This is a genomic window from Streptomyces sp. NPDC030021, assembly GCF_055574035.1.
This window is the reverse complement of sequence record NZ_JBVIAH010000001.1, coordinates 522,476-536,493: the sequence shown is the minus strand read 5'-3', so window position 1 is coordinate 536,493 and position 14,018 is coordinate 522,476. Positions and strand designations below refer to the sequence as shown.

The window sequence follows — 14,018 nt, the reverse complement described above, 5'->3', positions numbered from 1 at the left end:
GTGGACGTCGTGATCGCCGGAGCGGGAAAGGCGGGATCGCTCCACTACCGGGCCTACTCGCACCTCGCCCGCTCCGGCCGCCTGGACCGCGCCCGTATCCAGTTCGTCGACCCGGCCCGCAAGGCCGGGCCCGAGCTGGCCGCGCTGCTGCGGCGCGACCGGGTGGCCGAGAAGGTGGTGGCCGGACGGGAGGAACTGACGCCCGTGGCACCGGAGTCGGCCATCGTCGACCTCTGCCTGCCGAGCCGTACGCTGGCCCCGGCACTGCTGGAGTGGTGGCGCGCCGGCTACCGCAAGTTCGTGATCGAGAAGCCCTTCACGGTCCCGCCGGAACTCGTCGACGACGTCCGCCGCGTCCTGGAGACCTCGCAGGCCGTCCTGGTGCGCAACTACCTGCACTCACAGGTGCACGGCGCGGTCCGTGAGCTGATCGACCTGTACGACCTCGACCCGGTCCTGTGCGTCACCAACTTCTCCAAGGACCGCCGTGCGGACAACCTGCGCGGGCGAGGCGCCTCCGGCACGGCGTCGCCGACGGTCTTCGAGGTCGAGATGCCGCACCAGCTCTACATCGGCACCGACCTGCTCGGAGAACCCGAACAGGTCGAGTACGCCGAGGACCTCGACCCGATGACCGCGCCCGACGGGACCCCGCTCAGGCTCGGCGAAGGCGTCATCGTGGGCCGAGCGGCTCGCGGTGCGGCCTTCGTGCACTACTCCAACCTGCACTATCCGACCATCGTGCGGAGCCTCGACCTCTTCAGCCGGGGTGGCCTGTCGATCCACGCCACCTACGCCCCGATCTGCGAGGAGCTGGCCGACATCAAGGCCGGCGTGATGCTGTGCCGGGGCTCCACGGTCATCAGCAAGAGGCTCTTCACCTCCGACGACAACATGCTGGGGATGGTCTCGCACGCCTTCTCCAGACTGTCCTCGGCCGCCCCGGCCCCGGTCGACCTGGACGAGGTACTGCGCAACTCGGCGCTCATCCGGTCGGCCGTCGACGAACCGGCCGGCCTGCGGCCGACCCTCGGCTCGGCCCGCGGCGACGTCCTCCAGGGGTGGGTCGCCGACTCCTTCAAGCTGGGACTCGAAGCGGGCGTCGGGCAGGCGTTCCTGGCCTTCCTGGAACAGCGCCAGCGGGCCCGGCTCGCCGGCGTGCTGCCCGCACTCGACCCGGCCTTCCACACCGGAACCCCGGCCCCCACCGCGATCCGGCCCCCGGCCGCAGCGAGGGAAGGGCTGACACGAGAGGTACTCGTCCGATGACGATCAAGGTCCATGGACTGCTCCACGTGGCGATGGTGACCGTGGACATCGACCGGCTCACCGACTTCTACGTCGGCCTCGTCGGCGCGGAGGTCGCCAAGCGGCTGGAGCTGACCACCCCCCGGTTCGCCGAGGGAGTCGGCGTGCCCGGCGCCACGGCGACCACCGTCCACCTGCGCATCCCCGGAGCACAGACCGTCCTGGAGCTCACCCGGTACGACCGCCACGTGCGCCCCGAGGACCCGCGGGCGCCGTCGAACACGACCGGCCTGCGCCACCTCGCCCTGGCCGTCGCCGACATCGCCGCCGCCGAGGCCGAACTGCGCGAGCGGCGGATCGAGGTGGTCGGCGGCCCCGTCGAGGTGGACGCTCCGGCCGCCGCCCGAGGCGTGAAGTTCCTCTACTTCCGCGACCCCGACGGCAACCTCGTCGAGCTGATCGAGCCGCCCGCGGCGCGCGACGCCTGACCAGGGCCCGCACCCGCGCCCGTTCCCGCACCCGTACCCGTACCCATCGCGTCCCATCCCGACTGACGAGAAGGAACAACCCAGCATGTGGATCGCCCCCGTCCAGCGCACCGAGACCGATGGCCGCCTGGAGCTCTCCGTCGAGGTGTCCCACCAGGACGGCACCGCGACCGACCGCCTCTGGTACCGCGTCGACCTGCGCCACGCCCCCTACCTGACCGACCTCATGGACCCCTTCCTGCTGGCCACGCTGTTCGTGGCCATGCGCAAGGGCGAGAACCTGCACGTCGAGGGCCCGGTGTCGCAGACGCTCCTGGAGAACCTCGAGGAGTTCCAGGCGGCCTGGGTGCAGTGGCGCCCCGAGCGCTACACCGCCGTCGAGCTCTCCGCCGACCGCGAGGTCCCGGACCGCGCCGGCCCCGACACCCGCAGCGCCCTGCAGACCTTCTCCGGCGGCGTGGACAGCGCCTTCACGACGATCCGCCACGTCAAGAAGGCGGCCGGCCGCGGCTCGCTCGACCTGACCGGCGCCGTCATGGTGCACGGCTACGACATCCCGCTGGAGGAGCGCGACGCCTACGACGCGCTCTACGCCCGCAGCGTGCCGCTGCTGGACGGTGTCGGCGTCGAACTGCTGCCGGTGACCACGAACTTCCGCAAGCTGTGGCACAGCGACCTCTCCCACTGGGAAGACGCCTTCGCCACCGGCATGACCTCCGTACTGACCCTGTTCAGCGGCCGGTTCGAACACGGAGTCATCGCCAGCTCGGAGCCCTACGGCTCGCTCGTGCTGCCCTGGGGCTCCAACCCCATGACCGACTGGATGCTGTCCGGCGGCCGGATGCGCATGCACCACGACGCGACCGGCATCGAGCGCAGCGACAAGGTCGCCGGCCTTGCCAGGCTGTGGCCCGAGGGCGCCGACAACCTGCGCGTGTGCTGGCAGGGCGAGCAGAAGGACCGTAACTGCTGCCAGTGCGAGAAGTGCATCCGCACCATCCTCAACTTCAAGGTCAGCGACAGCCCCCTGCCCCCGTCCTTCCCCCACGACGTGACGCCCGAGCAGATCCGCAGCCTGCGCGGCCTCGCCGAGGCGCACATCAACCCGCTGCGCCAGATCCTCGCCACGGCCCGCCGCCGCGAGATCACCGCCGAGTGGGTCGCGGCCCTGGCCGACTGCATCGCCGCCAACGAGGACGAGCTCGCCCGGGGCATCAGCTACGAGGGCGGCTTCCCGCTGCTGGCCGCGGCCCGGGCCGAGCGGTGAGCCAGGCCCAGTACGCGGTCGTCGCCCGTTTCGAGCTGAAGCCGGAGGGAGCCGAGGCCTTCGACGCCCTCGCCCAGTGGCGGATCGCGCAGGCCGCCGCCAACGAACCGGGACTGGTCGGCTACGCGGTGCATCGCATCGACGGCGAGCCGCTGACCCGCGTCTTCTACGAGATCTACCGCGACGAGGCCGCGTTCAGGGAACACCGGGCCACGGAGCAGACCGCCGAGTTCGGCCGACGCCACGTGCCCTTCGTCCAGGGCCCGCCGCGCATCGAGTTCCTCAACGTGCTCTGGAGCGCGAACGGGCTGGCCCCCAGCCCCTGACCGCAACCGCCCGCCGGCCCCCGCACCCCTTCGGAGAGAAGCCATGACCGCCCGCACCACCGTCTACCAGCCGCACCACACGGCCTTCAGCGTGGCCGACCTCGACGCGTCCAAGGCCTTCTACGGCTACTTCGGCTTCTCCCTCATCCTCGAGTGGACCAAGCAGGACAAGTCGCTGAGCATCACCCACCTCCAGCAGGAGGGCAGCAGCTACGTGCTGGAGCTCTTCCACTACGCCGCCAACGCGGCCGCCCCGCGTCCGTCCTTCACCGTCGGCAACAACCTGCCGGAGGTCGGGGTGAAGCACCTCGGCTTCAGCGTCTCCGACCTGGCGGCGGCCCGTGAGGAGATCATCGCCGCCGGCATCGGAGAGGTCACGGAGATCGCCACGGGCCGCACCCTCGTCGACTACTTCTTCGTCATCGACCCGGACGGAATGTACCTGGAGTTCGTCAACGACTCCCGCGGCCTGGACCCGAGCGCGCCGCTGCTGCTCTCGGACGCTCAGAAGTAACGAAAGGAACACCCGACATGGCCGTCTCCTCCTTCATGGTGCCGCTCGGCACCCCCGCACCCGATTTCTCGCTGCCCGCACTCGACGGGACCACCGTGAGCCTCGCCGACCACGCCGGGGCGCCCGCCCTGCTCGTGGCCTTCGTCTCCAACCACTGCCCGTTCGTGAAGCACCTGGAGAAGGCGCTCGTGGCCTTCTCCGAGGAGTTCCCGCAGCTCGCCGTCGTCGCCGTGTGCAGCAACGACACCTCGGTCGCGCCCGACGACGGGCCGCAGGGGCTGCGCGACCAGGTCGCCCGTACCGGCTGGACCTTCCCGTACCTGATCGACGCCGACCAGTCGGTGGCGCGGGCCTACCGCGCGGCCTGCACACCGGACTTCTTCCTGTACGGGCCCGACGGCACCCTCGCCTACCGAGGGTCGTTCGACGACTCGACCCCCGGTAACGGCCGGCCGGTGACGGGGGAGCGGCTACGGTCCGCCGTCACCGAGACGCTGGCCGGGCGGCCCGTGCCCGAACCGCACCACCCCAGCATCGGCTGTTCGGTGAAGTGGGCTCCCGGAAACGAGCCGTCCTGACCATGAGGCCGAAAATCTCCGTGCTCGGCACCGGCTACCTCGGTGCCACCCACGCCGCAGGGCTCGCCGAGATGGGCTTCGAGGTCATCGGCCTGGACGTGGACGCCAACAAGATCGCGACGCTGGCCCGCGGCGAGGTGCCCTTCCACGAACCCGGCCTGGGCGCCCTCATGCGGACCCACACCGCCTCCGGCCGGCTGCGCTTCACCACGGACTACGCCGAGGCGGCGGCCTTCGCCGACATCCACTTCCTCGCCGTCGGAACCCCGCAGTCCGCCGATGGCGGGGCCGCCGACCTGCGGTACGTGGATGCCGCGATCGACGCGCTGGCCCCGCACCTGACCCGACCCTGCCTGGTCGTGGGCAAGTCCACGGTTCCCGTGGGCACGGCCGCCCGGCTCGTGGACCGGCTGGTGTCCCTCGCCCCGGCCGGGGGCACCGTCGACCTCGCCTGGAACCCCGAGTTCCTGCGCGAGGGGCATGCGGTGGCCGACACGCTCCGGCCGGACCGCATCGTCGTGGGCGTGCGCTCCGACATCGCGGAGAAGCTGCTGCGGGAGGTGTACGCCGGCATCGTGGAGCGGGGTACGCCGTTCCTGGTCACCGATCTCGCCACGGCGGAACTGGTGAAGACGGCCGCCAACTCCTTCCTCGCCACCAAGATCTCCTTCATCAACGCGATGGCGGAGCTGTGCGAGGCGGCGGGGGCCGACGTCACCACCCTGGCCCGGGCCATCGGTCACGATGCCCGGATCGGGAGCCGTTTCCTGAACGCCGGTGTCGGCTTCGGCGGCGGATGCCTGCCCAAGGACGTCCGGGCCTTCCGGGCCCGGGCCGCCCAACTGGGGGGTGAGGGGGCGGCCGCCCTGCTGTCCGAGGTGGACGCCATCAACCTCCGGGCCCGCGGCAGGGTCCTGGACATGGCCCGCGACACCCTCGGCGGCGAGTTGGCCGGCCGGCGGATCGCCGTGCTGGGCGCCGCCTTCAAGCCGGACACGGACGACGTGCGCGACTCGCCGGCCCTCGACGTCGCCGCGCAGGCGGCACGTGCGGGAGCCGAGGTGAGCGTGTACGACCCGATGGCGGCCCGGGCCGGTGCCGCGGCCCGCCCCGAGCTGAACTTCGCCTCCTCACTGGAAGCCGCCGTCACCGGCGCCGACCTGGTGATGCTGCTCACCGAGTGGGAGGAGTTCCGGGTCGCCGATCCGCGCCGGCTCGCCACGCTGGTGCGTACCCCGCTGCTGGTCGACGGCCGCAACGCGCTGGACCACCAGGCGTGGGCGGCGGCGGGCTGGAGCGTGCGGGCACCCGGGCGGGTGCCGCTGGCCGGCCAGATCCCGTTCGACGCGCCCGAAGCCGCCTGAGCCAGGGCGTCCTGCCGGTTCCACCCGTCTCCACCCCTCTCCTATCGATTCATCCCGATTCCCCTTGATCCCCTTTCCCGACGCGCGAAGGAGCGACCCACCATGGCCGAGGCAGGCCTACCGACCCGTGACCGGGCTGCTTCGATCGCCGACCGGATGAACGGCCTGGCGCCCACGCTCCGCCACCGGGCCATCGTCGGCACGGTCGGACTCGCCCTGTTCTTCGACATGTTCGAGATCTTCATGTCGGGTGTGCTGGGCGCCGTGCTCACCAGCCGGTTCGACCTCACCCGTACCCAGACCTCCGCGGTGCTGGCGTCCGTCTTCGTCGGAATGTTCATCGGCGTGCTGGTCGCGGGACGGCTCGCGGACCGGTACGGACGGCGTCGGGTCATGCTGGGCGCCATCGCCGTCTACACCGTCTTCTCGGCGGTGGGCGCGGTCAGCCCCGACGTGTCGATGGTCATCGGCGCCCGGCTCCTTGCCGGGCTCGGCATCGGCCCGGTCCTGCCGCTCGCCGACTCCTATCTCAGCGACCTGCTGCCGGCCCGCCACCGGGGCCGATACACCGCCTGGGCCTACACCATCGGGTTCATGGGGGTGCCCGCCGTGGGCCTGCTGGCGCGCTGGGTGGTACCGCTCAGTCCGCTGGGCCTCGACGGATGGCGCTGGCTCTTCCTCATCGGATCGGCCGGCGGGCTCGTCGTCCTGGCCCTGCGCCGCAACCTGGTGGAGTCCCCACGCTGGCTCGCCTCGGTGGGCCGGATCGATGAGGCCGAGGCGACGCTCAAGGAGTTGGGCGACACCTCCGGCCCGGTGACGGGGCCCGCAGCCGGGCCCGCAACCGGGCCCGCCGGCGACCGGCGGGCGCCGACCACGCGCGAGGCTCTACGGGCCCTGATGCAGAGCCCCGTGTACCGGCGCCGGATGGGCATGATGACGGTCTTCCACCTCATGCAGGCCTTCGGCGGCTACGGGTTCGGCACGATGGCCCCCCTGGTGCTCTCCGCGAAGGGCTACTCCATCGTCCACTCGCTGCTGTTCAGCGCGGTGACGTTCCTCGGCTACCCGCTCGGCTCGCTGCTCTCGCTGCCGCTCATCGAGAGAGTGGAGCGCAAGTACCTCATCGTGGGAGCGGCGCTGTCGATGGCGGCTTCCGGGCTGCTGTTCGGCAGCGCGGACAGCGAGGTCACCATCGTGCTGGCCGGCCTGTGCTACACGGCCGTCAGCAACGTCTTCTCCAACTCCTACCACGTCTACCAGGCCGAGATCTTCCCCACCGCGTTGCGCGTCACCGCGGTGAGCTGGACGTACTCCCTGTCGCGGATCACCACGGCCGCGATGCCGTTCCTCCTCGTGCCGGTGCTGGACGACTTCGGATCAGGGGTGCTCTTCGCCCTGGTCGCCGTGACGCTGGGCATCATCGCGCTCGACATCGGGCTGCTCGGCCCCTCGACGACCGGCCGGGCCCTGGAAGAGGTCAACGAATCCCTCGCCGCGTCCTGCACTGACGCCGGCGCCGCCCGGAACACGCCGGAATTCGAGGGACACGAACGGTCGATTCCGCTGAAATGAAGGCGGCCCGGGAAATAGTGCAGGAATTCTGTTGACGAGACCGAAAGTCACATGATGGACTCGGGGATACCGGGAGGGTTCGCCCCCCGAGGAATTCCTTCAGGCTCCCTTGTCTGTGCAGCGCTCCGCGCGCACCGATGAGCCTTTCCAATGCGGTGAGCAGTCATACAAATATTCGCTGCTCGCACACGCTTCCGTACAATTCTTCGCGAGAAAGCCAAGACATGAGCCAGATCAGCGAGACCAAGAAATTCTCCCTCAGTGCCGAAGAGCTGGACAAGTTCCAGCGGGACGGATACATAGGCCCCTTCGACCTCTATGAGAAGGACGAGATGGAGGCGAACCTCCAGGCCCTCCGTCCCAAGCTGCTGAGCACCAAGAAGGCCATTTACGGCGGCGGCAAGGCCGTGTCCGGCAACACCAACCTGGCGAACTACGACCGGCACCTGGACGTCGACTTCCTCGCCGACCACATCACGCGGCCCGAGATCGTCGACCGGGTCTCCAGCATCCTGGGCGAGGACACCCTGTGCTGGCGCTCCGAGTTCTTCCCGAAGTATCCGGGCGACGAGGGCACCGACTGGCACCAGGCCGACAACTTCTCCAACGTCGCCGGATCCAAGCACCCGCAGATCGTCTGGCCCGAGGACGCGGACTTCGGCGGGACCATCACCGTCTGGACGGCCTTCACCGACGCCAGCATCGAGAACGGCTGCCTCCAGTTCATCCCGGGCTCGCACAAGACGATGAACTACGACGAGTCCAAGACCATGGACTACGACCCGGACGCCATCAACAACACGGAGAAGAACGGCATCCGCCGCGGCTTCTTCGGCCATGACTACCGCCAGCTCCAGAAGGACCCCAACTGGAGCCCGGACGAGGCGAAGGCCGTCTCCCAGGTCATGCGCCAGGGCCAGTTCATCGTCTTCTGGTCGACGCTGATGCACGCTTCGCACCCGCACAGCGGTCTCACCGACCAGATGCGGCTGGGTTTCGCCGGCCGCTACCTGCCGACCTCGGTCAAGGTCTACCCGTACTCCACCGAGCTGGAGGAGTTCGGCGGACAGGCCAGCCTCGCCCGGTTCGGCAACGTCCTGACCTCGGGCCGGGACACCTACGGCCACAACCGCTTCGTGGACAGCACGGTCAACGGCCACCCGTTCCGCACCAACTGAGACAGGAAAGGACGATCACGGTGTCGAACAACGCCCAGAGCACGCGGCCCCAGACCCAGGAAGAGCTGGAGCAGTGGGTCGTCAGCACCTGCCGGGACTTCGGTCTCACAGTGGAGAACGCCGACGACGACTTCTTCGAGGCCGGCGGCAACTCGCTGACCGCGATCCGCCTGATCTCCCAGGCCGACGAGACCTTCGGCGACGACGTCCTGTCCCCGGACGACCTCTTCGCCCGCAGCGCTGTCCGGGACATCGCCGCATCCATCCTCCAGAACACCCAGGAGTGAGGGGGTCGGCCGTGCGGCCCGACAGCGACAGATGGGCGCCGGTGCTTCGGCCCGCGGTGGGGACGCGCCGCGTCCGGCTGATCTGCTTCCCGTACGCGGGAGGAGGCCCCGACCTCTTCAGGAGCTGGGCGGCCGGCCTGGACGACGGGGTGGAACTGGTCGCTGTCAGGCTGCCCGGCCGGGGTCCCCGGCTGCGCGAGGCGATGTACGAGGACTGGGAGACCTTGCTCGCGGACACCTTCACCGCACTCCGCTCGGGCGGCCTCCTCAGTGCCCCGCACGCCTTCTACGGACACAGCTTCGGAGGCCGGATCGCCTACGAGATGGCCCACTTGGCGGCGCGGACGGACCCGGGAGCCACCCGGAGACTGTTCGTGTCCGGCAGCCGCAGCCCCAACTCCCCGCAGGCCCGCCCCTATCTGCACGAGCTGTCGCCGCAGGCATACCTCGACGCGGTCCGCGCCATGGGCGGCACACCCGCCGAGATCCTGGACGACAAGAACATGATGCGCCTGTTCCTCCCCACGATGCGGGCCGACATGCGGCTGGCGGAGCTGTGGGGCGACCGCCACGGCGCACCCGGTGTGGACGTGCCCATCACCGCGCTCTACGGACGCGACGATCCCGTCGACGGACACGCCGGCATGCGCGACTGGACGCGCTACACCAGTCGCGACTGCGAACTGGTGGAGATGCCCGGAGGGCACTTCTTCCTGGACACGCACCGGGACCGACTGCTGGAAACCATCAACGCGAGGCTGGGGGGACCCTCATGACAACACCGCACCGCCCGACGGCCGCCGCCCTGGCGGCCCACCAGGCCCTCAACCAGGGCACCACCACCCCGTACCCCGAACGCGCGGTCAAGGAGCTGTTCGAGGCCCAGGCCGCCCGCCGCCCCACCGCCACCGCGCTCGTCCACCCCGGGGGCCGCCTGGCCTACCGGGCGCTGGACGGACTCGCCAACGACCTCGCCGCGCGGATGGAGGACGCGGGTGTCCGCCCCGGCGACACCGTCACCGTACTCATCGGCCGCTCGGCAGAGCTGATCATCGCCCTGCTGGCCGTGGCCAAGTGCGGCGCCGCCTACCTTCCCGCCGACGCGTCCCTGCCGGACGACCGGCTGAGCACCCTGCTGGCGCGCACCGGCGGCACCCATGTCCTGACCCGCGCCGCCGACACCGGCGCCGTCCGCGCCCGGCTGCCGGGCCAGACCGTCGTCCCGGTGGAGCTGCAGCTCCTGACGGAGCGGAGGCAGCCGCCGTCGTACCAAGGGTCCCCCGACGACATCGCCTACATCAATTTCACCTCCGGCTCCACCGGCACCCCCAAGGGCGTCCCCGTACGGAACCGGAGCATCGCCCGCCTCGTCCACGACGCCCGCTACGCGCGGCTGGACGAGGACACCGTCCTGCTCCAGCTCGCACCCGCCTCCTTCGACGCGGCGACCTTCGAGATCTGGGGCGCCCTGCTCAACGGCGGCACCTGCGTGCTGTACCCGGACTCCTTCATCCGGCTCGGCCGGCTGCGCCGCGTCCTGACCGAGCACCGGGTGAGCGTGCTCTTCCTCACCACCGCCCTCTTCAACACCATCGTCGACGAGGCCCCGGACACCCTCGACACCGTCACCACGATCCTGACCGGCGGCGAGGCACACTCCCTGACCCACATGGCCACCGCCCTGCGCGCCTACGGCGCCGAGCGGATCGTCAGCGTCTACGGGCCCACCGAGTGCACCACTTTCGCCACCTACCACCCGGTCCGCACGCTCCACCCGGACGAGTCCAGCCTCCCCATCGGCCGGCCCATCCAGAACACCCGTGCCTACGTGGTCCACGACGGCAGACTGTGCGAACCGGGGGAGACCGGTGAGGTCCTGCTCGCCGGACCCGGTCTCTCCCCGGGCTACCTCGGGCTGCCGGAGATCAGCGAGCGCCAGTTCGTCGAGGCCGACATCGACGGAGTCCGCGAACGGCTCTACCGCACCGGCGACCGCGCCCGCCTCTCCGAACGGGGCCACCTGGTCTTCCAGGGCCGGCTCGACGACCAGGTCAAGGTGAACGGCTTCCGCATCGAACTGGGCGAGATCGCCTACCACTTGGACGCACACCCCGCCGTACGCCAGAGTTTCGTCACCACCCGGCCGAACGCGCAGGGGGGACAGGAGCTCGTAGCCTTCGCAGTACCCGACGCGGCGGACCGCGACCCCGAGGAGATCCGCGCGCATCTGCGCGGCATCCTGCCCGCCTACATGGTGCCGCCCGTCATCCGGCTCCGTGCCGAACTGCCCCTGACCGACACGGGCAAGGTGGACCGGCGCGCCCTGCTCGCCGCTCACGACCCCCTCTCCATCCCCGCAGGAGCGTCGTCATGAGCACCTCCCTCACCGGTCGGCAGCTCATCGCTCCGGAACTGGCCCTGGAATTCCCCTTCTTCAGCTCCGACCACGACGCGTTCCGCGCCCGGGTCCGAGGGCAGCTCGCCGAATGCGTGCTGCCCAGGGCCGAGGCCTGGGAGGAGCGGGGCGCCATCGCGGCCGACGCCTGGAAGGAGCTCGGCGCGGCCGGACTCCTGGATGTCGGCCACACGGGCGAGGACTTCCTGCGCAGTGCCGTGCTGCTGGAGGAACTGGGCGCGACCGGCTACGCCGGCATCCGGGCCTCCATCGGCGTCCACGCGTACATGGCACTTTCCTACGTCCTGTTGTTCGGCACTCCCGAGCAACAGGCGGCTCACGTGCCCGCCGCCCATCGCGGCGAGCGCGTCACCGCCCTGGCCATCAGCGAGCCCGAGGCGGGATCGGACCTGCGCGGCCTGCGGACCTTCGCAGCGCCCCGTGGCTCCGATGACACCGCGGGTTTCGTGCTCGACGGGCACAAGAGCTACGTGGCCAACGGCACCGGTGCGGGCCTGCTCGTCGTACTGGCCCGCACGCGCCGGCCCACCCCGGACTCCGGGGCGGAGCGGGGGCTGACGGGAGCCAGCATGCTGCTCGTCGACGCCGGCAGTCCGGGGATCACCCGGCGCCCGCAGCCGATGCTGGGCTGGCGTGCCGCCGACATCGCCGAGATCACCTTCGAGGGGGTCGAGGTCCCGGCCGACGCCGTACTCGGCCGACGGGACCGCGCCCTGATGCAGCTGATGCGTGCCCTGGACTTCGAACGGCTGGTGGCGGGACTGCTGGCCGTCGGCGGCGTCCGGCACACCCTGAGCCTGCTCGACGGCCATGTCCGCACCCGCCGGGTCAAGGGCGTACCCCTGGCCTCGCACCAGTCCGTACGGCACCGACTCGGCGAACTGTACGGGGAGTTCGACATGGTGCGCCGGTATGCCCACCACGCGGCCTGGCTGCATTCGAGAGGCCGCCTCGACACCCGTACGGCATCGGTGCTGAAGCTGCGCTCCACCGAACTGGCCCTGTCCGCGGCACAGGTGTGCGCCCAATACCACGGGGCGCAGGGGTATGTGGAGGACTCAGCCGTAGCGCGGCTGTACCGCGACGCGACGGCGGGCACGGTCGCGGCGGGGCCCAGCGAGCTGATGCGCGACATGATCTACGAGGCGAGCTGAGATGGCCCGGGAAAGCGCCGCGCCCGTGTCCGTCCAGTCCTCCACGCCGACGTCCGAGCCGCCCTACGGGACCGGCGCCGCCCCCGGGCCGAAACCGCGCCGAGGCGTGGCCGTGGCACTCGCGGCGACCGCCGTCCTGCCTGCCGCCGTCATCGTCGCCACCGTCTGGGGCCTGTCCGGTTCCGGCACGGCCGCGGGCCACGGCAGCGGGCCGAAGCTGGGCGCCACCGGACACTTCTTCCTCGCGGTCGTCGTGGTCCTGGCCGCCGCCCACCTCGGCGGAGCGCTCGCCCGCCGGCTCGGGCAGCCCCGCGTGATCGGCGAGATCCTCGCCGGCCTCGCCCTGGGGCCGTCACTGCTCGGCCATCTGCTGCCCGGATCCATGGCCTGGCTGTTTCCGGCCGGCAGCCGCGGCCCCATGGACGGACTGGCCCAACTGGGCCTGATCCTCTTCATGTTCGGCGTGGGTCAAGAGCTCGCCGGAATGCGTCTGCGCGGCGCCGCGACACGGGCCCTGCTGGTCAGCCAGGCCTCGGTACTGGTCCCCTTCGCGCTCGGCGTGGTCGTCGCCGTACCACTCGCCGAGCGGTACGCGGGGCCGAACGGCGGCGGCGTCGGCTTCGTCCTGTTCCTCGGCTGTGCCCTGAGCATCACCGCCTTCCCCGTCCTCGCCCGGATCCTCGCCGACCTCGGGATCTCCCGTACCGAACCGGGACGCCTCAGCCTCTTCGCGGCGGCGGTCGGTGACGGCGCCGGCTGGCTGGTCCTCGCGGCGATCCTGGCCGTGACCCACGGGTCCGATCCCACCGTGCTCCTGCTCAACGGCCTGGTCGCCGTCGTGGTGGCCGCGGTGTTCCTGGGCCCCGTCAAACGGCTGCTGTCCCACTGGGCCGCACGCGACCGCGGCGGCGCCGCCTCCGGGGTGCTGCTCGTCGTCGGCGTTACGACGGCGGCCACGCTCACGGCCGCCATCGGTGTGCACCAGCTGATCGGCGCCCTGCTGGTCGGCCTGGCCTGGCCGGCCCGCGGGGCGGCCGTCGCGGATCGGCTGACGGGCACGGCCAAGACCGTTCTCCTGCCGTTCTTCTTCTTCGGCTTCGGGCTGACGGCCGACCTGAGCGCACTGCACTGGGACGGCCGGACGGTCCTGGTCTTCGTGGGGCTGCTGGCCCTGGCCACCGTAGGCAAGATCGCCGGGCCCGCTCTGTGCGCCCGGCTCACCGGAATGCCACGACGGCCGGCGCTCGTCCTCGGCGTCCTGCTCAACGCCCGCGGCCTGACGGAACTCATCGTCATCCAGATCGGCTACGACGCGGGGATCATCGACGCCCGGATGCTCGCCATCCTCACCCTCGTCGCCCTCGGCACCACCGTGATGACGAGCCCCCTGCTGCGCCTGCTCAAAGCGAACGGCGCCGGCCGCCGCGACAGCCCTGGGCAGGCCCTCGCCGAACCGCCGCCCGGGGAGCTTGTGCTCCGAGGCTGAGCCGCGACCGGTGGTCCGCTGCCCCGACCGTCCGCATCGCCACCTACGCGGCAGCCCCCTCCTCGCGATCGTGCCCGGCACCGGCACCTACCTGGCGCCGGCCCACCTGACCAGGACCCGGCGGGCACCCCTGACAA

At 71.0% G+C, this 14,018-nt stretch carries 14 protein-coding genes; all 14 read left to right on the top strand.

Annotated elements, in window-relative coordinates; genetic code table 11:
• The gene (locus tag ACZ4YL_RS02330; RefSeq protein WP_468113327.1) at positions 1 to 1,269 is read left to right on the top strand and encodes a Rossmann-fold NAD(P)-binding domain-containing protein; all 1,269 of its coding nucleotides are present in this window, start codon (positions 1 to 3) and stop codon (positions 1,267 to 1,269) included.
• Complete coding sequence (locus ACZ4YL_RS02325) at positions 1,266 to 1,736, top strand: VOC family protein (protein WP_468113326.1); 471 nt, start codon at positions 1,266 to 1,268, stop codon at positions 1,734 to 1,736. Before ACZ4YL_RS02330 ends, ACZ4YL_RS02325 begins: the two co-directional genes overlap by 4 nt.
• An 85-nt stretch (positions 1,737 to 1,821) precedes the next feature.
• Positions 1,822 to 3,003 carry a hypothetical protein gene (locus ACZ4YL_RS02320; RefSeq protein WP_468113325.1) on the top strand — a complete coding sequence of 394 codons (1,182 nt, stop codon included), beginning with the start codon at positions 1,822 to 1,824 and terminating at the stop codon, positions 3,001 to 3,003.
• Positions 3,000 to 3,329 (top strand): putative quinol monooxygenase, encoded by a 330-nt coding sequence (locus ACZ4YL_RS02315; protein ID WP_468113324.1) that lies wholly within the window; start codon positions 3,000 to 3,002, stop codon positions 3,327 to 3,329. The genes ACZ4YL_RS02320 and ACZ4YL_RS02315 overlap by 4 nt, the downstream gene beginning before the upstream one ends.
• Before the next feature lie 43 nt (positions 3,330 to 3,372).
• On the top strand, positions 3,373 to 3,843 hold the full coding sequence (locus ACZ4YL_RS02310; protein WP_468113323.1) for a VOC family protein: 471 nt from the start codon (positions 3,373 to 3,375) through the stop codon (positions 3,841 to 3,843).
• A 17-nt stretch (positions 3,844 to 3,860) separates the two neighbouring features.
• A complete protein-coding gene (locus ACZ4YL_RS02305; RefSeq protein WP_468113322.1) occupies positions 3,861 to 4,421 on the top strand; it encodes a thioredoxin family protein in 561 nt (186 codons plus the stop codon).
• 2 nt (positions 4,422 to 4,423) lie between these two features.
• Positions 4,424 to 5,785 (top strand): UDP-glucose dehydrogenase family protein, encoded by a 1,362-nt coding sequence (locus tag ACZ4YL_RS02300; protein WP_468113321.1) that lies wholly within the window; start codon positions 4,424 to 4,426, stop codon positions 5,783 to 5,785.
• A 102-nt stretch (positions 5,786 to 5,887) separates the two neighbouring features.
• Positions 5,888 to 7,360, top strand: coding sequence for an MFS transporter (locus tag ACZ4YL_RS02295; RefSeq protein ID WP_468113320.1), 1,473 nt, complete (start codon positions 5,888 to 5,890; stop codon positions 7,358 to 7,360).
• 224 nt (positions 7,361 to 7,584) lie between these two features.
• On the top strand, positions 7,585 to 8,538 hold the full coding sequence (locus ACZ4YL_RS02290) for a chlorinating enzyme (protein WP_468113319.1): 954 nt from the start codon (positions 7,585 to 7,587) through the stop codon (positions 8,536 to 8,538).
• Positions 8,539 to 8,558: 20 nt separating this feature from the next.
• Positions 8,559 to 8,825, top strand: coding sequence for a phosphopantetheine-binding protein (locus ACZ4YL_RS02285; protein ID WP_468113318.1), 267 nt, complete (start codon positions 8,559 to 8,561; stop codon positions 8,823 to 8,825).
• Between the two features lie 56 nt (positions 8,826 to 8,881).
• Positions 8,882 to 9,601, top strand: coding sequence for a thioesterase II family protein (locus ACZ4YL_RS02280; RefSeq protein ID WP_468113317.1), 720 nt, complete (start codon positions 8,882 to 8,884; stop codon positions 9,599 to 9,601).
• Positions 9,598 to 11,199 (top strand): amino acid adenylation domain-containing protein, encoded by a 1,602-nt coding sequence (locus tag ACZ4YL_RS02275; protein WP_468113316.1) that lies wholly within the window; start codon positions 9,598 to 9,600, stop codon positions 11,197 to 11,199. The genes ACZ4YL_RS02280 and ACZ4YL_RS02275 overlap by 4 nt, the downstream gene beginning before the upstream one ends.
• Complete coding sequence (locus ACZ4YL_RS02270; protein WP_468113315.1) at positions 11,196 to 12,395, top strand: acyl-CoA dehydrogenase family protein; 1,200 nt, start codon at positions 11,196 to 11,198, stop codon at positions 12,393 to 12,395. Before ACZ4YL_RS02275 ends, ACZ4YL_RS02270 begins: the two co-directional genes overlap by 4 nt.
• A 1-nt stretch (position 12,396) precedes the next feature.
• Positions 12,397 to 13,881 carry a cation:proton antiporter domain-containing protein gene (locus tag ACZ4YL_RS02265; protein WP_468113314.1) on the top strand — a complete coding sequence of 495 codons (1,485 nt, stop codon included), beginning with the start codon at positions 12,397 to 12,399 and terminating at the stop codon, positions 13,879 to 13,881.
• Positions 13,882 to 14,018 lie beyond the last annotated feature (137 nt).